Source organism: Sediminibacillus halophilus (genome assembly GCF_900103695.1).
In the GTDB taxonomy this organism is placed as follows: domain Bacteria; phylum Bacillota; class Bacilli; order Bacillales; family Amphibacillaceae; genus Sediminibacillus; species Sediminibacillus halophilus.
In genome coordinates, this window is sequence record NZ_FNHF01000006.1 from 1 (window position 1) to 21,423 (window position 21,423).

The 21,423-nt window shown below is 45.2% G+C and carries 21 protein-coding genes, 12 tRNA genes and 1 rRNA gene; 2 read left to right on the top strand and 32 right to left on the bottom strand.

Annotation, left to right across the window (positions count from 1 at the left end; all coding sequences use genetic code 11):
* The 14 genes from BLR82_RS16595 to BLR82_RS16660 all read right to left on the bottom strand — a co-directional run.
* Positions 1-256: ribosomal RNA gene (locus tag BLR82_RS16595) — 16S ribosomal RNA — on the bottom strand; the annotation flags it as partial.
* 87 nt (positions 257-343) lie between these two features.
* Positions 344-420, bottom strand: a tRNA-Ile gene (locus BLR82_RS16600).
* A gap of 5 nt (positions 421-425) precedes the next feature.
* Positions 426-499, bottom strand: a tRNA-Gly gene (locus BLR82_RS16605).
* A 31-nt stretch (positions 500-530) separates the two neighbouring features.
* Positions 531-607: transfer RNA gene (locus BLR82_RS16610), tRNA-Pro, on the bottom strand.
* Positions 608-611: 4 nt separating this feature from the next.
* Positions 612-688, bottom strand: a tRNA-Arg gene (locus BLR82_RS16615).
* A 58-nt stretch (positions 689-746) separates the two neighbouring features.
* A tRNA-Leu gene (locus tag BLR82_RS16620) sits at positions 747-832 on the bottom strand.
* 52 nt (positions 833-884) lie between these two features.
* Positions 885-965 (bottom strand) — tRNA-Leu (locus tag BLR82_RS16625).
* A gap of 185 nt (positions 966-1,150) precedes the next feature.
* Positions 1,151-1,223 (bottom strand) — tRNA-Lys (locus tag BLR82_RS16630).
* Positions 1,224-1,272: 49 nt separating this feature from the next.
* Positions 1,273-1,347 (bottom strand) — tRNA-Gln (locus tag BLR82_RS16635).
* Between the two features lie 5 nt (positions 1,348-1,352).
* A tRNA-Asp gene (locus tag BLR82_RS16640) sits at positions 1,353-1,429 on the bottom strand.
* 30 nt (positions 1,430-1,459) lie between these two features.
* A tRNA-Glu gene (locus BLR82_RS16645) sits at positions 1,460-1,531 on the bottom strand.
* A 9-nt stretch (positions 1,532-1,540) separates the two neighbouring features.
* A tRNA-Ser gene (locus tag BLR82_RS16650) sits at positions 1,541-1,631 on the bottom strand.
* A gap of 2 nt (positions 1,632-1,633) precedes the next feature.
* Positions 1,634-1,708: transfer RNA gene (locus BLR82_RS16655), tRNA-Asn, on the bottom strand.
* 231 nt (positions 1,709-1,939) lie between these two features.
* The gene (locus tag BLR82_RS16660; protein WP_245693852.1) at positions 1,940-2,401 is read right to left on the bottom strand and encodes a SprT family protein; all 462 of its coding nucleotides are present in this window, start codon (positions 2,399-2,401) and stop codon (positions 1,940-1,942) included.
* 91 nt (positions 2,402-2,492) lie between these two features.
* Between BLR82_RS16660 and cmpA the strand changes: the two genes are divergently transcribed.
* A complete protein-coding gene (gene cmpA, locus BLR82_RS20850; protein ID WP_139186996.1) occupies positions 2,493-2,606 on the top strand; it encodes a cortex morphogenetic protein CmpA in 114 nt (37 codons plus the stop codon).
* 73 nt (positions 2,607-2,679) lie between these two features.
* Here cmpA and BLR82_RS16665 read toward each other — a convergent pair whose 3' ends face one another.
* The 15 genes from BLR82_RS16665 to acpS form a co-directional block, all read right to left on the bottom strand.
* On the bottom strand, positions 2,680-4,881 hold the full coding sequence (locus BLR82_RS16665; RefSeq protein ID WP_074600589.1) for a Tex family protein: 2,202 nt from the start codon (positions 4,879-4,881) through the stop codon (positions 2,680-2,682).
* A gap of 283 nt (positions 4,882-5,164) precedes the next feature.
* Positions 5,165-5,773, bottom strand: coding sequence for a PP2C family serine/threonine-protein phosphatase (locus tag BLR82_RS16670; RefSeq protein ID WP_342721718.1), 609 nt, complete (start codon positions 5,771-5,773; stop codon positions 5,165-5,167).
* On the bottom strand, positions 5,773-6,561 hold the full coding sequence (sigB, locus tag BLR82_RS16675) for an RNA polymerase sigma factor SigB (RefSeq protein WP_074600590.1): 789 nt from the start codon (positions 6,559-6,561) through the stop codon (positions 5,773-5,775). The genes BLR82_RS16670 and sigB overlap by 1 nt, the downstream gene beginning before the upstream one ends.
* Positions 6,533-7,009: an anti-sigma B factor RsbW gene (gene rsbW / locus BLR82_RS16680; RefSeq protein WP_074600591.1), complete on the bottom strand. Its 477-nt coding sequence runs from the start codon at positions 7,007-7,009 to the stop codon at positions 6,533-6,535. The genes sigB and rsbW overlap by 29 nt, the downstream gene beginning before the upstream one ends.
* A gap of 1 nt (position 7,010) precedes the next feature.
* Complete coding sequence (locus BLR82_RS16685; RefSeq protein WP_074600592.1) at positions 7,011-7,340, bottom strand: STAS domain-containing protein; 330 nt, start codon at positions 7,338-7,340, stop codon at positions 7,011-7,013.
* A gap of 62 nt (positions 7,341-7,402) precedes the next feature.
* Positions 7,403-8,413 carry a PP2C family protein-serine/threonine phosphatase gene (locus BLR82_RS16690; RefSeq protein ID WP_074600593.1) on the bottom strand — a complete coding sequence of 337 codons (1,011 nt, stop codon included), beginning with the start codon at positions 8,411-8,413 and terminating at the stop codon, positions 7,403-7,405.
* Between the two features lie 15 nt (positions 8,414-8,428).
* Complete coding sequence (locus BLR82_RS16695; protein WP_074600594.1) at positions 8,429-8,830, bottom strand: anti-sigma regulatory factor; 402 nt, start codon at positions 8,828-8,830, stop codon at positions 8,429-8,431.
* Positions 8,831-8,832: 2 nt separating this feature from the next.
* Positions 8,833-9,189: an STAS domain-containing protein gene (locus tag BLR82_RS16700; protein WP_026571352.1), complete on the bottom strand. Its 357-nt coding sequence runs from the start codon at positions 9,187-9,189 to the stop codon at positions 8,833-8,835.
* Between the two features lie 8 nt (positions 9,190-9,197).
* Positions 9,198-10,070, bottom strand: coding sequence for an RsbT co-antagonist protein RsbRA (locus tag BLR82_RS16705; protein WP_074600595.1), 873 nt, complete (start codon positions 10,068-10,070; stop codon positions 9,198-9,200).
* A gap of 313 nt (positions 10,071-10,383) precedes the next feature.
* The gene (locus tag BLR82_RS16710; RefSeq protein ID WP_074600801.1) at positions 10,384-10,734 is read right to left on the bottom strand and encodes a type II toxin-antitoxin system PemK/MazF family toxin; all 351 of its coding nucleotides are present in this window, start codon (positions 10,732-10,734) and stop codon (positions 10,384-10,386) included.
* 4 nt (positions 10,735-10,738) lie between these two features.
* Positions 10,739-11,020: a CopG family ribbon-helix-helix protein gene (locus BLR82_RS16715; protein ID WP_026571355.1), complete on the bottom strand. Its 282-nt coding sequence runs from the start codon at positions 11,018-11,020 to the stop codon at positions 10,739-10,741.
* Positions 11,021-11,205: 185 nt separating this feature from the next.
* Positions 11,206-12,360, bottom strand: coding sequence for an alanine racemase (gene alr, locus BLR82_RS16720; protein WP_245693856.1), 1,155 nt, complete (start codon positions 12,358-12,360; stop codon positions 11,206-11,208).
* 313 nt (positions 12,361-12,673) lie between these two features.
* Positions 12,674-13,693 carry a LolA family protein gene (locus BLR82_RS16725; protein WP_074600597.1) on the bottom strand — a complete coding sequence of 340 codons (1,020 nt, stop codon included), beginning with the start codon at positions 13,691-13,693 and terminating at the stop codon, positions 12,674-12,676.
* Positions 13,694-13,749: 56 nt separating this feature from the next.
* Complete coding sequence (locus BLR82_RS16730) at positions 13,750-15,264, bottom strand: bifunctional ADP-dependent NAD(P)H-hydrate dehydratase/NAD(P)H-hydrate epimerase (protein ID WP_074600598.1); 1,515 nt, start codon at positions 15,262-15,264, stop codon at positions 13,750-13,752.
* A gap of 149 nt (positions 15,265-15,413) precedes the next feature.
* Positions 15,414-15,770: a holo-ACP synthase gene (gene acpS, locus BLR82_RS16735; RefSeq protein ID WP_074600599.1), complete on the bottom strand. Its 357-nt coding sequence runs from the start codon at positions 15,768-15,770 to the stop codon at positions 15,414-15,416.
* 467 nt (positions 15,771-16,237) lie between these two features.
* Between acpS and BLR82_RS16740 the strand changes: the two genes are divergently transcribed.
* Positions 16,238-16,999, top strand: a complete 762-nt coding sequence (locus BLR82_RS16740) for a rhomboid family intramembrane serine protease (protein WP_074600600.1) — start codon at positions 16,238-16,240, stop codon at positions 16,997-16,999.
* A 232-nt stretch (positions 17,000-17,231) separates the two neighbouring features.
* On the opposite strand, the gene BLR82_RS16745 is transcribed toward BLR82_RS16740, so the two are convergent.
* The 3 genes from BLR82_RS16745 to cshA all read right to left on the bottom strand — a co-directional run bounded on the left by BLR82_RS16745 (position 17,232) and on the right by cshA (position 21,103).
* Positions 17,232-18,677, bottom strand: coding sequence for a PH domain-containing protein (locus BLR82_RS16745; RefSeq protein ID WP_074600802.1), 1,446 nt, complete (start codon positions 18,675-18,677; stop codon positions 17,232-17,234).
* A complete protein-coding gene (locus tag BLR82_RS16750; protein ID WP_175486849.1) occupies positions 18,670-19,149 on the bottom strand; it encodes a PH domain-containing protein in 480 nt (159 codons plus the stop codon). Before BLR82_RS16750 ends, BLR82_RS16745 begins: the two co-directional genes overlap by 8 nt.
* A 475-nt stretch (positions 19,150-19,624) precedes the next feature.
* Entirely contained in the window at positions 19,625-21,103 is a 1,479-nt protein-coding gene (cshA, locus tag BLR82_RS16755) for a degradosome RNA helicase CshA (protein ID WP_074600803.1), read from the bottom strand.
* Positions 21,104-21,423 lie beyond the last annotated feature (320 nt).

Consider the following 21,423-nt stretch of genomic DNA (forward strand, 5'->3'; position numbering starts at 1 on the left):
GGCCCATCTGTAAGTGACAGCCAAAAGGCCGCCTTTCAACCTTCCTCCATGCGGAGGAAGGTATTACCCGGTATTAGCCCCGGTTTCCCGGAGTTATCCCGATCTTACAGGCAGGTTGCCCACGTGTTACTCACCCGTCCGCCGCTCGTTCCACAGGCTTCACCCCGAAGGGATCCGCCTGCTTCCCGCGCTCGACTTGCATGTATTAGGCACGCCGCCAGCGTTCGTCCTGAGCCAAGATCAAACTCTCCATAAAAGTTGAGCTTGCTTGCTCGTTCAAAAAACTAGCTTGTATATCTTGCTTGACATACTGGTTGTTTTGTTCAGTTTTCAAAGATCAAAATGGTGGGCCTGAGTGGACTTGAACCACCGACCTCACGCTTATCAGGCGTGCGCTCTAACCAACTGAGCTACAGGCCCCTTAATGGAGCGGGTGAAGGGAATCGAACCCTCATCATCAGCTTGGAAGGCTGAGGTTTTACCACTAAACTACACCCGCAAGGTGAGTGAATATATAAAATGGCGAAGCATGGTCGGGAAGACAGGATTTGAACCTGCGACCCCTTGGTCCCAAACCAAGTGCTCTACCAAGCTGAGCTACTTCCCGATAATGGCGCGCCCGAGAGGAGTCGAACCCCTAACCTCTTGATCCGTAGTCAAACGCTCTATCCAATTGAGCTACGGGCGCTCGTTGAAGCGACATCTTTTAATATACCATATCGATCAATCGATGTCAATAGTTTAATTGGTGCGGTCGAGAGGACTTGAACCTCCACGGGGTCGCCCCCACTAGGCCCTCAACCTAGCGCGTCTGCCATTCCGCCACGACCGCTCAAGCAAAAATAAAATGCCGTGCAGACCCCACAGCAGTAGACAAAACACAATGCGGGTGGAGGGACTTGAACCCCCACGTCGAAGACACTAGATCCTAAATCTAGCGCGTCTGCCAATTCCGCCACACCCGCGCAATATAATAATTAGAAAGGAATTGGCGCTGGGTTCAACTTACAGAATAAATCCAGAAACGCAACTTCCTTGGTTTTTGATGAGCCATGGAGGATTCCGACGCCGAAGGCTAGTCCTTGCATCCCATTGTTGAGAATAAAAGCAAGGGAACCGCGGGTGAGAATCCGACCCATAACTTCCTTGATGAGCCATGGAGGATTCGAACCTCCGACCCTCTGATTAAAAGTCAGATGCTCTACCAACTGAGCTAATGGCTCATGATTAATGATAATAATACTACCTAATCATGTTACTTATAAAAGAAAATGGCTGGGCTAGCTGGATTCGAACCAGCGAATCACGGGATCAAAACCCGATGCCTTACCGCTTGGCTATAGCCCAACAAGTGGCGGTCCGGACGGGACTCGAACCCGCGACCTCCTGCGTGACAGGCAGGCATTCTAACCAACTGAACTACCGGACCTTACCGATTATATTATAGCGAAAATGAAAGTGACCCGTACGGGATTCGAACCCGTGTTACCGCCGTGAAAGGGCGGTGTCTTAACCACTTGACCAACGGGCCAATATACAATGGCGGAGAAGGAGGGATTTGAACCCTCGCGCCGCTTACGCGACCTACACCCTTAGCAGGGGCGCCTCTTCAGCCACTTGAGTACTTCTCCACTGGCTCCACCGGTAGGATTCGAACCTACGACCGATCGGTTAACAGCCGATTGCTCTACCACTGAGCTACGGTGGAATAAAAAGTATTTATATCGCTTCGAACAACAGCGACGTTAAGTATAATACATTAATTTACCCGGTTTGTCAAATGATTTTTAAAACTTTCTTCGAGTAAGTAATCGACAAAATAAAAAAGAAAAAACGGTGAAAAGCTTTGTTTTTTCAAGGGCCTATTTAATTTAACACGGAAGACATGATTCGTCAATGGTTTATTGCGTTTTTTCGAATGCCAAATTATTTGACGCCATCAACACGATACTTTGACAAGCTTCCCCCTGCATCTCCCGCATCGATACTTTTTGGTATCCACTCTCCTTGCCCTTTCATATACATGCCCACAATCCTTACATTGATACCGATGTCTGGTTTGCTTTCTAGCAGAAGGAAGAGCCTGACAAAAACGAGGAGATCCAGTCTTGCGCAACAACTCTTTAAAGTCGCTGTCCCGATGCTTATACCCTTTCCCTTCAATATGCAAATGATAATGACAGAGCTCATGTTTGATGATACCGATAAATTCCTCTTGCCCCAGCTCTGTTAGGAACTTCGGATTCAGTTCTATTGTTCTCCTGGAAGGAATGTACCTTCCCCCTGTTGTGCGCAAACGATTATTGAAAGTTACTTCGTCGATAAAAGGCTTATCAAAGTACTTTTTCGACAGTTCGTCTACCAATTCTTCTAACTTCTCCTGACTTATTGTTTCCTCCAATGCCGTCACACCTTTTACATGTTTTGCATACCCTACAATAACTTGATTTCTGCCTGATTTCCATAACTATTTGTCCAGGAGGATGGTTCAGATGCCCAATTGGTTTAAAAAGCAAATGACAAAAGCCTTCCTTTCCAAAGATTTATATCAAATCAAAGTATTGAATCAATGTTGGTTTTTTTACCGGGATAAAAACTCCTATTGAATAAACCGACGATGGGAAATGCTTCTACTTAACCACAAACAAAAGGGCTGCAGGAACAGCCCTCTTGTTTTTATTACTCCTGTACCATTGTCAAAGCAATCCGCTGCTTGTCTACGTCGACACTGTCTATCCAGACGGTGACTACATCTCCGACGGCAGCAACATTTGTCGGGTGTTTCACGAATTGCTTGGACATTTTTGAAATATGAACCAAACCATCTTGCTTAACACCGATATCCACGAATACTCCGAAGTCCACGACATTTCTAACCGTTCCTTGTAGTTCCATTCCTGGCTGTAAATCTTCCATAGCCAACACATTCTTTTTCAAAAGCGGTTGCGGAAAGTCGTCTCGCGGATCACGCTCAGGGCTCGCCAATGCTTTCATGATGTCCTCTAAAGTCGGTACACCAATATCAAGCTTTTCAGCAGTTTCCCCTAGCTCTACTTCGGATAGCGCTTGTTTCAATGCGTCAGAACCTAAATCATCAGTGGTAAAACCAAGCGTGGTCAGCAACTGATTGGCCGCCGAATAACTTTCAGGGTGGATTGCCGTCCGGTCTAATGGTTCATCACCGTCGGGCACCCGGAGAAAGCCAATGCACTGTTCGTATGTTTTATTGCCTAAACGCGGGATTTTTTTTAACTGCCTTCTGCTGGTGAATTTGCCATTTTCGTTTCGTTGTTTAATCACATTTCCGGCAACTGTTTTACTTAATCCCGATACATACTGCAGCAGGGAAGCTGACGCCGTGTTGACATTAACACCGACCTGATTCACGGCCGTTTCTACCACGAAAGTCAAGGACCCGTTCAAGCTTTTTTGGCTCACATCATGCTGATATTGACCGACTCCGATAGACTTCGGATCGATTTTCACCAACTCCGCCAGCGGATCTTGTACCCTTCTTGCAATCGAAACAGCGCTTCGTTCTTCTACCTGCAGTTCCGGGAATTCCTCGCGGGCCAGTTTTGAAGCAGAATAAACACTGGCGCCCGCTTCATTTACTATGATATAGGCGATTTCCAGCTTATGATCATTAATGAAATCTGCAATAAATTGCTCGGTCTCTCTCGAAGCAGTACCGTTTCCTATTGCGATAAGCTCGATTGGGTATTGCTTTAACAGCGACAAAAGGACTTTTTCCGCTCCCTTTTTATCCTTTTTAGGTGCAGTTGGATAGATGACTTGAATCGCATGGACCTTGCCTGTCTCATCGATAACCGCCAGCTTACAGCCTGTACGGAATGCCGGATCAACCCCTAGCACTACTCTCCCTTTGAGCGGCGGCTGGAGCAGAAGGTTTTTTAAATTTGTCGAAAAGATATCGATCGCTTGTTGCTCCGCTTTTTCCGAAAGGCCGTTCCGGATTTCCCGTTCAATCGAAGGCTGGATCAAGCGTTTGTAACTATCCTCGATAACCTCTTTCCAGAATTGCTTTATGCCAGCTGTATCGTTTCGTTTTACAAGCTTTTTATTCAGGTATTCAGTTATTTGTTCTACCGGGGGACGCACAGATACTTTGATAACCTCTTCCTTTTCCCCACGGTTAAGTGCGAGCACACGATGGGCGACAATCGATCTGATCGGCTCCTCATAATCATAGTACATTTCAAAAACGCTTTTTTCATCTTTCTCTTGGTTCTTGGCATCACCACGAATCGTTCCTGCCTTGAATGTTTTATCCCTTATGTACTCTCTGTATTGGGCATCATCGGCAATCCACTCAGCAATTATATCGTTGACTCCAGCTATTACTTCTTCCGTAGAGGTCAATTCATGCTCATCCGATAAATAAGCCGATGCTGCTTTTTCCATGTCCTCCACCTGGTGGCTCCATACTTGTTCCGCCAATGGTTCCAATCCTTTTTCTTTGGCAATGGTTGCCTTCGTTCTTCTTTTTTGTTTATAAGGACGGTAAAGGTCTTCCACCCGCTGCAGTTGCGTTGCATTCCGTATACTTGTTTCCAGATCGGGAGTCAATTTTCCCTGCTCATCGATTAAGCGAATAACTTCCTGCTTACGTTCTGCCAGATTTTGCGCATACGTCCATTTATCTTCGATCGATTTGATTTGCACTTCATCTAATCCACCCGTTTGCTCTTTGCGGTACCTGGCGATAAACGGAACCGTATTCCCTTCTTCCAATAAGGAAATCACTTGCTTGATAGGTGCTGCTGAAACCTTTGTTTCTCCTGCCACCCATTTTATTAACTGGTCACGCTCGTTTGCTTCAATCAATATCAACTTCCTCCTTACACTTCTTGTCTCCATTGTACCAAATCAGTCTCCCTGTTACACAGAGATAATAAACGTAGAGGAAAGACCATGCTTCTCCGTAGAAAGAATTTGCCGCGATAACATAGCCGTCATTGCCCAATCCGTCACTCCTGCAAATTAACCACGTCGACCTAACTTCCCGGAAAATTTTCTTTTCGCACCAAGTCATGACTATCAAAAAAGACCAGCCCGCTTCTCTCCTAGAGCGGACCGGTCAAGTGCTGTCTAAAAAAACGAATACTCCCATCAGCCAAGATAAGAGTATGCTTTCGACAAACTATTCACTTTTGGCAAACTTCATGGCAATCAAAGTAGTGTCATCATCTTTGTTTTGCCCAACCATCGCGGCATACGTTTCAGTAATTCTTTCGACATCTTTGCCTAAAAAATACTTGGAAGATAAATCCATGGAGTTGACCCCATCTGAAAACATAATAAAAATCATACCTGGTATCATTGTCCCGTCAAATACCTTAAAAGGGCGTTTGTAGCCGCCCAAGTAACCGGCGTTTGGAATGCTGCGTTTTTTCTCTTGCTTGTCGGTTATCGTCATAATACCGATATTTCCAATGGAGCTAAACGAATAAGCATTCGAAATGAAGTTGACTTTCAATACGCCTAATACAACGCCGCGCTTCCCAACCAGTCTTTCATTGCAAACTTTTATTATTTCATCGACGCTCGAGAAAATATTTTCCTCAATAACGTCCATAACAGCCTGTGAAGACTCTTTAGCGTATTCCCCACTGCCCAAACCATCAGCTAAAGCACAGATAAACTCGTCTTCTGTTTCTTTATAGTAATAGCTGTCACCACAATAATAGTTGCCTTTTTTCGCTGTCTGATAGACGGAAACCTGCATTCGCTGCTTGTCTAATTCACTCACTAGAAAACCTCCGAGCTTTCTGACTGCAATGCTTCTCTTAGTTTTCTTAAAGCGCGCCTTTGTAAACGGGATACATGCATCTGCGAAATGCCTAGCATCTCGCCGGTATCTTTTTGGCTCATGTTTTCAAAGTAGGTGTACTTCAGAATCTCTTGTTCTCTTTCTGTTAGAATCGGCAGAATTTTTTCAAGCAGCATACGCTGATCCACATTCTCATAGCCTGTATCCTGGTTCCCGATTAAGTCTAATATAGAAACCGTGCTGCCATCGGAATCTGCCTCGATTTTCCGGTCAACGGATAGAGCTTTATAACTTTTACCCATTTCCATCGTTTCCAGGACATCTTCTTCACTGACCTCCAGGTAAGCAGCTATTTCGGTTACAGAAGGAGATTGCTGATTATCCGATGTTAATTCTTCAATTGCCTTCTTGATTTTCGGGCCTAATTCCTTGATCCGACGCGGAACATGGACGCTCCATGTTTTATCCCGGATAAATCGTTTGATTTCACCAATGATGGTCGGTATTGCAAATGATTCAAAGGATTTACCAAATTCAGGGTCATACCTGCGAATCGCCGCCAATAACCCCAGCATCCCGACTTGCACTAAATCCTCATGTATCGAACTGTTTTTGGAATATTTGCGGGCTATTGACTCCACAAGATCCTGATAGGCCAATACAATTTTTTCTTGAACCGTTTCGTCTGTGGGATTTTCCTGCAGATGCTTTATCCATTGGTAAACCTCATCCTCACGTCTATTGTGTGGTTGAGATTTGGTCGTCATCTAATCCCACCTTATTTTCCTGGATATATTTTGTCATCAATACGATAACCCCATGGTCGCTGGTTATCTCTACCTTATCCATCAAAGCATCGATCAAGAATAGGCCGAAGCCGCCTTCCCGCAGGTTCTCAATCGGTTCCGATTGTTCATAAGGGCCGATTTCAGCCTTTACTTTACCCAGGTCAAAGCTGCCGCCATGATCTGCTACCATTACCTCCAATCGATCATCGTAAACTCCGAAACCAACGGTGACTTCTCCCTCTTCTGCCTCCTGGTATGCGTGTGTGACCGCATTGGTCATAGCCTCCGATATCGCCACTTTCAGGTCTTCAATATCCTCATAATTGAATCCCATTCGATTTGCAACACCGGACGTGCTTAATCTCAAGACCCCTACATATTCTGATTTAGCCGGAACTTTAATTTCAATGAAGTCAAAAGGTTCCATATTAAGATCCACCCCGTACTGTAGAATCAATATTTATAATATCGGTTAAACCGGTTATTTCAAATAATCGCATTACTCGGCTCTGCAACTGAACAAGTTTCAATTCGCTGTTGTTTTCTTTTGTCGATTTTAATGCGCTGACAAAAACACCGAGTCCTGTACTATCCATGTAATTGACATTTTCCAAATTCACTTCCACTACTTTACCCGACTCTTTAGTCAAGGGCAGCAGCTGTTCCTTCAACTGGGGAGCAGTATATGCATCAATCTCTCCAGCAAGTGTCACAACAGCTGTTGAGTCTTTATCTGAGACATTAATATCTAAGTTCATGGTTATCCTCCTACTTCCGTAATATTCACTCAATATAGGATATTACCCCGACAAGATTCCCATCAAACTTCCTTACGTAAAATAATCAAAGTAAAATCATCCCGCAAATGAAAATCCTGGAGGCGTTCAAAGTGCTTATACACTTGCTCAACCAATTTCTGGGCAGGAAGGTGCATATTGGCCTTGATTACATCAAGCACTTCCTCCGGTTCGATAAAGCGGTCTCCCTGCCGGCACTCCGTCACTCCGTCGGTTAGCATGATAATCATGTCTCCCGGGTTTACCTTCCGTTCATACTGACGATACTTCGTATCCCGAGTCACGCCTAGCACGACTCCCCTTGCTTCTATTTCCTCGAATTTATCTTCTGCCGCATTATAATAAAAGCCAGGTTCATGCCCTGCCGAAGAATAGTAAAACTTTTCATCGCCTGGGTCGTACAGGCCATAAAACATGGTGATGAACATGCTCGGATCCACGTTGCGCTCGACCACCCTGTTCAGGCTTTCCAATATGTTACTGGGATCCATCCGATTCTCCGGAATACTATCCATGGAGTACTTGATCATCGACATGGCTAGCGCCGCAGGGATCCCTTTTCCGATAACATCTGCAATCGCAATCCCTAATTTGTTGTCATCGTTTTGCACGAAGTGGTGATAATCTCCGTTCATTTGGTTGGCAGGGATACTGATCGCTCCGATTTCCAGCCCTTCCACCTCAGGCTTTACCGTTGTGAGAAGTGTTTGCTGCATACTGGCTGCGACGGAAATTTCCGATTTTAGTGCCAGCTGCTGTTCCCGAAGCGACTGGAATTCCTGGTAGGCCAGTCCGTAAGATATCATTGCCTCCAGCAGGAAATTCATCGAGGATTCGATCCCTTCAGGCAGTTCAGGATACAAATCCTGCAACGCCTGGATATGAACGTTGATTATTTCTTCCGGGGAAATGTTTTGTTGCATCGACAGTTTACTGAATTGTTCAGCCTGGTACAGGGCGGTCTCGTCTTGTGTTCGGATATACTGTTTTAGTAAGTCTCGATAATTGCTTAAATCCAAGTTCAACGTATTCATCGCTTACCCCCCCCCTCAACGAACCCATTTTACTGCTTTTATCTTTGTCCCCTTTTCTTGCTCGGAAATAATATCAAATTCATCCATTAATCTTTTCACACCCGGCAATCCCGCGCCAAGGCCTCCTGAAGTAGAATAGCCATCTTCCATCACTTTGCTGATTTCAGCTATTCCGGGGCCATCATCCATTGCTAAAATGACTAACCCTTTACGGTCAATTTCTTCAATGGTTTCAAAGCAGATTTTTCCTGTTCCAGCGTATAAATATATATTTCTGGCGAGCTCGGATATAGCAGTGGCAATCCGTGCCTGATCCACTGTTCCAAACCCGATTTTTCTGGCGAAGTCCCGTCCGATTTGGCGGGCGCCAACTATATCCCACTCTTTATTGATATTAACGCAGGATTGGAAATCCATGTTCACTCCTCCAATTCCTGACGCAATTTAATCAAGCCTTGCTCTAAGTCTAAGGCTGTAGGAACATCTTGCAGATGGATGCCCAAGTCAATCAGCGTCATAGCTACCGCTGGCTGAATGCCAGTCAACACGACTTTTGCCCCCATTAAATCCGACATCGTCACTACGTCTCCTAGTACCTTAGCAATAAAGGAGTCGATTATATCAACAGATGTTAAATCGATTACTACGCCGGTCGCTCCGCTTTGATGTATTTTACTCAAAAGATCTTCCTGAAACTGAATGGCGCTCTGGTCATCCAGGTCAATTTGGATAGATATCAATAAATAATTATGAAGCTTTAAAATCGGTATTCTCATGACCCTGTTCACTCCCCATCCAGAGAATCTACTAATTGTTCAATATCATTTTCATGACTTTCTGACGTATTTACGATCTTTCTATTGGTCAATTCCAGTGCCGACTGGAATCCTTTCCTCAACGAACTCTTCGTCGGGAACTTACTCAAATCAATTCCTAAGTTGACAATCGTTTGTGCAATTTCCGGCCGGATTCCAACCAGAATGCAGGTTGAACCAATCAGGCGCACCGCCTCAGCCGCCTGAATGATATGATGAGCTACCATCGTATCGACAACCGGGACACCAGTAATATCAATCAACACAACTTCCGCATTGTGTTTGATAACACCGTCAAGCAGATTCTCCATTATCAGCTTTGCTCTTTCGGTATCAATCGTGCCAATCAGCGGCATAACGGTAATATTTTCCATCACCGGAATCAATGGTGCCGACAACTCCTGTAAGGCTACCCGTTGGAGAGATACTATGTGCTCCCAGCTGCCAGAATACTCATTGACCAATTTGTTGATAATCGGATCGACCCAATTATCAACCGCCTGCAGAACCTCAGAAAAATATTCTGTCCCTACTTGATTTTGTTCGCTCAAAATATAATTAATGGTTACCCTGCGGAATGATTGCAACCCGTCGGTCAAATAACTGAGCGGCCATCCCAGGTTGACAAGCCTTTCCGAGAAGTCTTCTAAAGCCGTGGTGATACCCTGCTTTTCCACACTTGCAAAAATCACATTGACAAATTCCCTATTAGTACTTTCGAACAATTCCTCGGATATTGTCGATGTATAATCGTTTTGCCTGCCTTTCGATATCTCCTCCAGCCACATTTGCACGATTGTATCACTATTTTCTATTACAAGATCTTTCAGCTTTCTATCCATTAAACTACCCCCTGCCAAATCTCCCTAAAATAGATATACTTATTGTCACATGTTTATGGCTGACGCGCAAATTTTTTGATGTGACATGACACCATTCCTACTTGGCTGCAACACGGTAATACGGCTATTTATTCTGCTCATCAAACCATTATTTACCTTCCCAACCGGAATCCTGTAAGAAGCATGCATTATCTGCCGTCCCGGCTTGTTTAAACGTGTACCTTCCCCATATCAGAACAGACATAAAAAACATCCATGCACCGGCCTCCCGGGACATGGATGTTTGGATGTTCAGTTTATACGTTAATAACTTTTAAAAGTCGGTTAAACCCAGGCTTATTTCCAAGGCTTTATTAATGTTTTCCATCATGTGTTTGTCTAAATGGGTGATTTTATCAGTTAGACGCTGTTTGTCTATTGTTCGAATTTGCTCGAGCAAAATGACAGAGTCGCGCTCAAATCCATACTTCTTCGCATCGATTTCAACATGCGTCGGCAGCTTTGCCTTTTGTATCTGCGCGGTAATGGCTGCAACGATAACCGTAGGGCTAAAACGGTTGCCGATATCGTTTTGCAAAACCAATACTGGACGAACGCCCCCCTGCTCGGAACCCACTACAGGGGAAAGATCGGCGAAATAAACTTCGCCTCTTTTTACAATCAACCCCTTACACCCCACTCACTAAACGTTCTAGGGTGTTTTCGGCCTCCTCTTCAGCTTGAAAAGCCTCTGAAGCAATGTTGAGATTGATTTTGGCCATTTCCATATAACCTCTTTGCATAGATTCACGAATATGACGTTTTTTCTTTTCACGCAAATACGATTTTGTTGCCTGACAAATAAAGTCGCTCAGATCACTGTTTTCGGTTTCCATTAACCCATCCACCTCGCTAAGCAGGTTTTTTGGCAGTCTCACAATTATCTCTTGTAAGCTCTCTGACACAACCATACACCTCCACCATATCTACAAGCCCAGTCTTTTTTAATCCAACCTAATCATATCATTGTATAAACTGCATTGCAAAGGCATTCTGGAACTTTTCATTAAAAAATAAATTCCCTCTGCCAATTGCTGGATGAAGCAAGCAAAAGTCAAGTTCCCAGTCCTCGTAAACGACCATGCCTAAAGCGGGTTCAAGTCAGCAGCGGGTTGCTGATTTTCGTCACTTTCCCCTGTTCCAGATAGACGCGTGGCACTCTGGGATTGATTGTACACGGAATTTCATAATTGATCGTTTCCAAATACTCAGCTACCTCGTCCATGGTCACTTCTTCTGCTCCCTGGCGGCCTATCACGGTCACTTTTGTCCCCACTTGGTATGGCCCATCCAGGCGAATCATGAACTGATCCATGCAGATACGGCCGACTATCGGAAACCTTTCTCCATTAACAAGCACTTCCTTGCCCTGCAGTTTCCGGAGGATTCCGTCTGCATAACCGAGCGGAACCGTGCCGATCCACTCCTCCTTCTCGGTTGTATAAGTGGCTCCATAACTGATTGATTCTCCTGCTGGCAATTTTTTCACCTGTGTCAATCTGCTATGAAGAGAAAACGCGGGTTTTAGTTCAACAGGCTTTTCCTGTTTCACTTGGGAAGATGGATACAATCCATACATGCTGATCCCATATCTGACAAAGTGAGCCATTCGTTCCGGAAACCTCATGCTTGCGGCACTATTTCCGGTGTGCAGGAGTACAGGCTTGTCCCAGCTGGTTTCGAAGGCAGTAAGCAATTCGTCAAAACGAGTCTGCTGGCGTTCAAAATACTCAGTGTCAGCTTCATCGGCCGTAGCGAAATGAGTGAAAATCCCTTCTAGTTCCAGCCTGTCGTCCGTCAACTCTTCCAAAATGGCATTCAGCTCTTTCACGCGCCTGATGCCGATCCGCCCCATTCCTGTATCCCATTTCAAATGCAGCTTGAGTGTTCCGGACAGATCCAACTGCTTGACCTGCTTTACCCACTCCACTTGATAAAACGTAATGGCAATGTCATGCTTGATTGCCACCGGAACATCTTCCGGTCGAATTCTGTTCATTACCAGAATTGGAGCAGTTATTCCATTACTTCTAAGCTTAACCGCTTCATCCAGTAATGATACAGCTAATCTGTCTGCACCAGACTTTAAGGCCCTTTCAGCGACTTCTACATCGCCATGGCCGTAGGCATTCGCTTTAACAACAGCGAAAATTTTTGTTTTTGACGAGAGGCGTCGGCGTATTTGCTGGATGTTGAATGCGATGCTGTCTAAATCGACTTCCACCCAGGAGTCCCGGTAAAAGTTTTGCAAGGTGACCTCTCCTATCATTTTTCTTTTATCGTATCAGAAATTGATTAAACAAGCATAGCGAAAACAGTGAGTGGTGCGAGGATAATTAATTTATACCATAAATCTCTTTCGCCATATTTATTGCCCTCTGAAGGAATACAAAAGGCGATACAACTACAGGAGTCCCCTTCTATCCTCTATAAGATCATCGATGAAGATTACACGGAGAGTTACATCGCGGTTGACATCGTTTGTTTCTCCATCAAACTTTCGGATCAAAACCCATTCACAAAAAAATAAAGCAGACCCTGGTAATGGAGCCTGCTAGCGAATTTTATTTTATTTCCTGTCCTGTAACAGAGCTTGCGACTTCGATCATTTCCTGTTTGGTAAGGTCCTCACTGGCTAAATAATACGTATTGCCATTGGCCTGCCATTGCAAGGACGCCTCACTCAAAGCTCCCATCGTGAAACCTAAGTTGACGATTTCTCCGTTGACCTGCTCCGGAGCCATCGCACTGGCTGGATATGCCTCCGCTCTTTCCTGAACGAGTGTAAAGTTTTTCTCTCCGGCAAAGGATAGAATCACCCGCTTACCGTTGTCCGTCTCTACCTCTTTCTTTTCCACCAATTCAGCGCCAGCACGTTCTAATGGATAAAAGACTTCCAGTTCGCTATTTTCATTTTCTTCAGCAGATACTGGAATACCCAATGTTCCGCTGGTCATATTTTTCTCGATTTCAAAAGCATCGCCGGCAAATTCCGGATCAAGTTCGAAGGATGAGAACTGAACTTCCACTACCGGGTTTTTATCCTTATCCAACACTTTCACCATTACCGGTGTGTATGCCTTTTTGTCAAAATAGATTTCTTGATAAGGAAGGTTGTTGTTATTTTGATAATTCGTCTTTGTTTCAAACACATAATAATTCTCCGTCGTTTTGAAAGAAGCCTCTGAATCCTCTAAAATATCTTTCACCAACGACTGATATAAATAAGGCTGGCTGCTGTTGTTCGGCCATTCACTCTTGAACTTGAAGCTTTTATTCAGAGCGGGGGTCAGCACAAACACTCCATCTTCATTCTTCAGAATGATTTGGCTGCCCTTTTCATCCTTCTCATTTTTCAACAGCACCCGGTAGAAATCTTTCTTTTTGTGGGAAATTTCAATGTCGAATGCCTGGCTTTCTTCGCCTGTCTGGAGGCTCATGGTTGCCTTCGCCTTGTAGCCGCTCATTTTCTCTAAATTCCCCGACAACTTATCCGCAACGTCTTCTTTCGACTTTTCTCCACAGGCAGCCAAGACCAGGATCAATAATAACAGCATGACCCCTAATCCGAGTTTTTTTCTCATGGTCACAACTCCTTTGTCTCATTTCAAAGGACAAAGGGAACGCATAAGTGTCCGATTCAAGAAAGTGTACGAAACACAGTGGCGAGTCCATCAATAACGTCACTGGCTGTTAAATCATGCATGGAATGATTGCTGGTGACCTGCTGGTCTGCGGACATGCCATGGATGTAACATCCAAGGGACAGTGCCTCCTGGATGTTTTGCTGCTGCATGACTTGAGCCAGCAATATACCAGATAAAGCATCGCCGCTCCCTCCCTTGGCGAGTCCGGCATTACCTGAGGTGTTGACCCATTGATTCCCCTCCGGATCAGTAACAATGGTAAATGAACCCTTCAGTACTAGATAAACACCGTACTCGATGGCAAAGTGCCGGGATATCGCAAACGGACGCCGGATGATGTCCTTCACCTCAAAATCCGTCAGCATTGCCATCTCACCAGGATGTGGTGTAAGAATCAAAGGATGACGACGCTGTGTCAGAATGCGCATATCCTGTTTCAAGTGGTGCAGACCGTCAGCATCTACGAGCACCGGGATATTCGCCTCGGAAACTAATTTTCTAGTAAAATCTGCGGTTGCTTGTTCCCGACCCATCCCCATACCGATCGCCAATGCATCGTAACCGGAAACATCGACATCCTGAAGGACAATTCGCCCTCGATCGTCTGCGTTTAAAGAAAGATAGGTCGCTTCTGCACAATGGGCAGCGATGGACGGAATAGCTTGGGGGACTGTCCCCGTTGTTACAAGACCGGACCCGCCTCGTAATGCTGCCTTTGTTGTTAGCGTTATCGAACCGGGCATTTCCTGGGAACCGCCGATCAACAACGCTTTGCCATGGCTGCCTTTATGCGAAAAACGGCCTCGTTCCCCCAGATGGGCCCGCGTTTCTTCCATCCCCCACACGTACCTGCTGGAATTAGCACATGCCTGGGAAGGCAAGCCGATATCGACTACCTCCCAGCTGCCATAGTAAGAAGCGGTCTGCTGGGCGAATAAGCTTTGTTTGGGCTCAGCCACAATCAGGGTGCGATCGGCTTTTATACCGACAAATCCATCGTGCCCCTCATCTGCGGGTACACCGCTTGGAATATCCACCGATATAACCGGCAAGCCAGCTTGATTGACCGTCTCTACCGCCTGATCATACGGCGGACGAAGCTTGCCTGTTACGCCGATTCCAAGCATTGCATCGATGACCACATCGCTTTCCTGCAAGGCAGCAGCCAGACTTGCGGCGCTTTCCCACTGTTCGATTTTTCCGCCGATGTTCTGATAAAGCTGCTTATGATAAGCAGCATCACCGGAAATTTTATCATCAGGGGCAAGCTGAAATACTCGGACCGTATACCCCCAGCCCAATAGCGTCCTGGCGATTACAAAGCCATCTCCGCCGTTGCTGCCACTTCCGCACATCACCAAAATGTGCATGGCTTTGTTCACTCGTTCTGCCGCTTTATCAGCTACCGCCCTGCCGGCGTTCTCCATCAGCAGTTTCCCTTCGATCCCTATCGTTTCCATTGCATAACGATCAGCTTCGTACATTTCTTTTGCGGTGACAATATGCACAATGTTCCCTCCTACCCGCACTAAAATATTATGAGACAACCTATGGGAATATGCAGACTAGCCTGACAACCTGTAGAAAAAGTCCATAATTGCTGTTGATTTCCACCTTATCGTTCCAGTTTCCAAGCCAAGGAACATCCCGAAAAAGCCTATGCTTCGATGATCACTTGCGCTACCGCATACTCTCGGCTATGGGAAATCGATAAGAACAGATTTCGATTATGCTCACTTTTCACTTTCAGCTGCGGTGCCCCTTGTTCATCAGGCATGATCTCGATTGCCTGAAAACTTAATTTTCCGAGGCCTGTTCCGAGTGCCTTGGCGTAAGCTTCTTTTGCAGCGAATCTTCCTGCTAAATACTCGACCTGCCTGCCCGGAGCTTCCAGTTTCCGCAGAACAGCGAGCTCATTTTCTGTTAGCACCCGCTCGGCCAACCGCGAATTTCTTAAAAAGCTGTCCCGGATTCTATCCAACTCAACTATATCGATTCCAATCCCGACAATCATTAAACCCCAACCTTTTCATTCATCTACCATCAGTATAACTTTTGCTTGTTGGTTTCTCTAGAGGAAATCCTGTCCCAGCATCATTACGCCTGAGCCTGGCTGAAGGCAAGCATTTGCTGCAAGATTGTTCCCTTTGTTCGAACGATATACATAAACTGCTATCAGAACTTCTAACTTTACAACCATCATTAGTGGGGGATTCAATCCTGCATTGCGGAAATACACTAAATAACCAGCTTCCTTTTCAAACGAGCATAACTGGATTTACTGCTATGGTCATTTCCCTGCATTTACTTGTGCTTGCAAAGACTTTTACAAGCAGACTGCCTAAAAGAGAGTGTGACGGTAAAAGTCCAAAGGAAAAATTCGGGGAGGACAGCAGGAGAAATCCGTGTTGTTTGTGAATAACTATAATAGTAAAGTATTATACATATGTAGAATCATTAACCAATCAAAGGGGCAGACAAATGTTCATCAGAAATGAAAGCTTTCGAGACTTTATCCGTTTCTATCCAGTGGTCACAGCACTCGTTGCCATACAGCTTGTCGTCTGGCTTCTTGTTATCTTGGGGCCGGGAAGACCGTTGTTCCAAATGGGTGCCGGAGTCAACTTATTCATTGAAAATGGCGAATACTGGCGGTTGATCACGCCAATATTCCTTCATGATCCAAACGGCGTCATGCACGTACTATTCAATTCCTTTTCACTCGTGCTTTTCGGCCCCGCTCTTGAGCAAATGACCGGAAAACTGCGTTTTTTATTGATTTATTTATTGACTGGGTTTGCCGGCAATTTATTCACCTTTATCGTTGACCCTTCTGCCTACTATGTTCACGTTGGAGCTTCGGGAGCAATCTATGGATTGTTCGGAATGTATATGTATATGGTATTTTTCCGTAAACATTTAATCGACCGGGCCAACGCACAAATCGTCACAACCATTTTGATTATCGGGCTGATTATGACATTCCTGCGCCCGGGAATTAACATTCTCGGTCATCTGTTTGGTTTCATCGGAGGACTGGCGCTTGCGCCGATTTTCTTGAACAATGTCAAGCCGTTCGCTATGTGGCGGAATAATCGCAGCCGCAGCCAGGAGGGAAATATACACTTCGATCCGAACCGCTGGAACAAAAGAAGGATTCCATGGAAAAAGTATCTTGTTCCTGCATTGTGGGTTTTTATCGGCTTGTTGGTTGTTTTGGGTGTGTTAGGTAGGTTCTTTTAGCAGTAGTCCAAGGATCGATCGGTTCGTTGATTCGGTATCCCGAACTTCTTATCCCTTCTCATCCTGTCGATTACCAAGAAAAGCAAATAAAGCAGCTGAGACAAAAAGCATGGTAACCAAAGCAAAACGGAACGACATCGAGGCAAAGCATTCGAATGTCGTTCCGTTTTTTTAAATGATCAAGTAAGGTTAGTTCCCTGGATAAACTTCCTTTTTTGCTTTTTTCCGATTGCTAGTTGGAATGAAAGGAATACCAGTTCCGAATAGCTTCCGCATCCTTATTCTCCATATCCTTCACAAGAAAGCTCTTGCCTACACCACTATGAGAGGCAATTGAAAAATATACTGTCTGCAATGATTTTCTCCGCTGAAACCAGTGATCGGATGCTGACAAAGATTGTATCCGTTTCCTGTCTACCACAATTGTTTCTCGATTCAACATCCTGGAACGGAACGACAGCTGCTTTTCATTGATGATAAAACCGGCATCCCTGAATCTCAAGTAGCCTAAAACGGCCGCCGCTGCTATGATTATCAAAGCCATCCAGCTGTAAAACGGGAAAAAGTACAGTATTGGAGCAGCAATCACTACAACCGGGATGATACTGCGCAGGATAAACCGGCGGGCTGAACGCGTCGGAAGGTGCCCCCACTTATCCTCAATCTGGAAACCCGGTAAATACTCTTGTACAAATGATTTGATCTCTGTTCTTTTTAGCAACGGGAACAGCGCAATCGAAAAATCGTCATTTTTGTCCAGTGCACCTCCAGCAACCTCTGCATAAACCGCTGCATAGCCGAGCGGCTGCCGGAATATGTTTTCCTGGATTCGAATTCCCTGAATCCGGTTCAGTGGTACGGTCACCTGTTTTTTCTCCAGTAGGCCGCGCGTGATGAACAATTCCTCTTTGTACTTGCGGATGGTGAAGAAGCTGTAGCGCAGCAGCGTTCCAGCTATCGCCATCAGCCATACCCCCACACAAACCAGCAAAACAAAAAAGAGCAGGATCACAATGCTTAAGTGAATAGCCCAGTTATAAACATTCATAAAAAATCCATCAGGGATGATTTGATTGATTTGGGATCCGACTACAGCAAACAAGGATAAGAAAACACCTATCCCTCCGGATGTCGTGGCCGCAAGCAGCAGACGCTTCAATCCAATTGTCCGTTGTGCAATAGCCTTTGGCTCCTCAATCCCTGATGATTCCCCGGTTTCATCAGCTACCTCTGCTTTGTCTCTTTTCAAAGCTTCTCTCAGCACTTCCCCTTCTTTCCGGGACACTGCCTTCAAGCCAGCTTCCGCTGAATTATCACTTCCGGCCGTTTGGACTTCCACTTTTACGAGCCCGAATATCCGGTGGATGACACCGGCGGTAAGATCAATCGATTGAATCCGATTTTTGGAGATGTACCGCTTTTTCCGGATAAAAATGCCGGATTCGATCCGCAGTTCTTCTCCTTCGATTCGATACGTGAATCGGTACCAGGATAAGAAACTCGATCCAATCATCACGAGCAACAGCCCCAGAATAACCAGCACCCACACCCAAGAGGCTGCATCAATATTGCGAATCAGGGCAAATGAACCAATCACGGCCGGGATAAGGACATCTTTGATCATGGCAATAAAGTTAAATATCGTGGCAGCAGGGTGCATCCGTCTTGCTTCAGACATCATCTTCATCCACCCTGGCCAACTGGGAGATTTTGTCCCTTAAATCAGAGGCTTCTTCTTCGAGCAGCGCGGGTATTTCATGGGTAGTGGCTGCTGTTGATATGGTCACCGTCGCCAATTTGAACCGTTTCAGCAGCGGACCCTGCTTGGTATCGACATGTTGTACCCGGATCATCGGAACAAGCGTCCGTTTTATGATAAAGATGCCATGTTGGATATCAATTTCCTGCTCAAAAACTTGATACCTCCATCTGCGCCATTTTATGGCAGGAATTAAGAAGCCCGTAACATATGTATCCACAGCCATTACTGCCCAAGCAATCAGAACAACCCAGACCGGAATAGAAAACTTCCCCGCTAAAAAAGTAAGCACAATTAAAACGATCCATAAAATGACGGTAGGGATAAGTGCCGTGATTCTCCAAACCTTCACCGCTTCTTTTGCAATAAAATTCTCAGGTGGTTGCCGCACCATTTTCACCAGCCTTCCCGGCCCCAACTCTCGGGGTGCCGTATTTTCTTCCTATTAGCATCGTACCATACAATGCCTCCTATTAAATACGGTACAGAAAGCGTTTAAGTTTCATCTTACACTTAATAAAGACTTCCTTGTGGGGTGAAGGAGATGTTCAACACGCATCGAATTACACGAACCCAATAGAGGTAAGGTACAAAGACATTAGCGGGAACAGTGTGAGCTTGGATGATCCACAAAGCGGTATTCTTTACCAAGTTAGCTAAATCAGCCCCCGCGGAAACCGAAGTGCCTGGCCGGAGTGGAATATGGCACTATCTTGAAGAGAAGGTTATACCAGTTAGTTGCGAAGTAAAGTTAATTCGCAACTTACAGCCAAAAAGAAAAACCGAACGAGTTCGAATACTTAAGGTTCGAATCGTCGTTCGGTTTTTGCTTTAGTCACTATGCTTTTGTCCAAGCCACTTTCAACTTAATTATAGTTTTGACCGCGGTTACTGTTTGAACTACGCTTGTTCTGGAACTTACGGTTTCGAGAAGGCTTGCCGGATGGTTTGCCTTTACGGGAATAGTTCCGTTTATCGTTACCGCGATATTTTTTCTTGTTTTTATCTTTGTGAGCCTGTTTTACACTGACAGGTGCAATCGAAGTCAGTTTGACCGGTGCATTGCGTCGTTCCTTCGTCAACAGCTTCAAGGCAGCCGAAACGATTGTTACCGAATCATACTGATTCAACAATTCATTGGCCGTTTCCCGATAAGACTGCAAATCCTGTTTTTCAATCGTAGACTGCATCTTTTCGACCGTGATTTGCTGCTGGCCGCGTAGTGCTTCGTCCATGGACGGAGCCTGCAGCCGTTTGATTTTGCCTTTGGTGACTTTTTCGATCAGGTGCAAATGCGGTATTTCTCTCGGTGTGATGAAAGAAACAGCTTCCCCGCCTTTACCGGCTCTTCCGGTACGCCCAATGCGGTGCACATAGCTTTCCGGATCCTGTGGTACATCAAAGTTATACACATGGGTAACACCTGATATATCCAATCCTCTTGCAGCCACATCAGTAGCCACAAGAATCTCGATGCGCCCGTTTTTAAATTTGTTGAGAACGGACATCCGCTTGCCCTGTGTCAGGTCCCCATGAATGCCTTCCGCACGAAAACCTCGTGCTTGCAGACCTTCCGTTACTTCGTCGACTCGTTTTTTCGTTCTTCCGAAGATGATTGCCAGATCTGGTACATGTACATCCAACAAATTGGTCAATGTATCAAACTTCTGTTTTTCATGGACTTCCACGAAAAACTGATCGATATTTTCGACCGTCATCTCTTTGGCTTTCACTCGCACTTCTTCCGGTTTCTTCATCAAAGTGGTAGCGATATCCCGGATTTCTTTTGGCATCGTGGCCGAGAACAACAATGTTTGACGCTGTTCCGGAATAGCCTTCAGAATATCACGAATATCATCAATAAAGCCCATGTTAAGCATTTCGTCTGCTTCATCAAGCACAGCCGTATGGACGTTGGTGATATTGATGGTCTTTCTGCGGATATGGTCCAGCAAACGTCCTGGTGTTGCCACTACAATATGCGGACCATCCTTTAATGCTCTGATTTGACGTTCCATATGCTGTCCACCGTAGACAGGCAATGTTCTTACTCCTTTGAAACGTCCCAGTCTGTTGATTTCTTCCCCGACTTGGATAGCAAGTTCCCTTGTCGGCGCTACTACTAATCCTTGGATTCGCTTCATATCCTGATCGATTTTCTCAATCATCGGAATCCCGAAAGCAGCTGTTTTTCCAGTACCTGTCTGAGCCTGCCCAATAACGTCATTTCCTTGCTTTGCCAATGGAATGGTTTCTGCTTGAATCGGTGTTGCCTCTTCAAACCCCATTTTTTCCAAAGCCTTCATAATTGGGTTGGATATGTCTAATGATTTAAAAGTTGTCACTATTTTTTCTACTCCTTTTAACAAAATTCTCATATGCACGTATTCAGCATGATTTGAGAACTTGTCCTTCAAGCCGATCCTCTTGGCTTCTAAACCGCTCTTAGAAACAAAAATACATCTATTTAAACAATTCGTTTGTGTCGAATCGACTTCTGTCTTCAAGTTCCACATTCCTGCCGTGTGATGAAAAACCGGGCGATACAATCCCTGTTTTCGTTCTTTCTTGAAAATACGCTCTGCTGCAAATGAAAAAGCCTTCCTTCACCTTCTCGAAAGAGGCTTTTATGGCAAGCATTCAATGGATTAATAAATCTTATCAC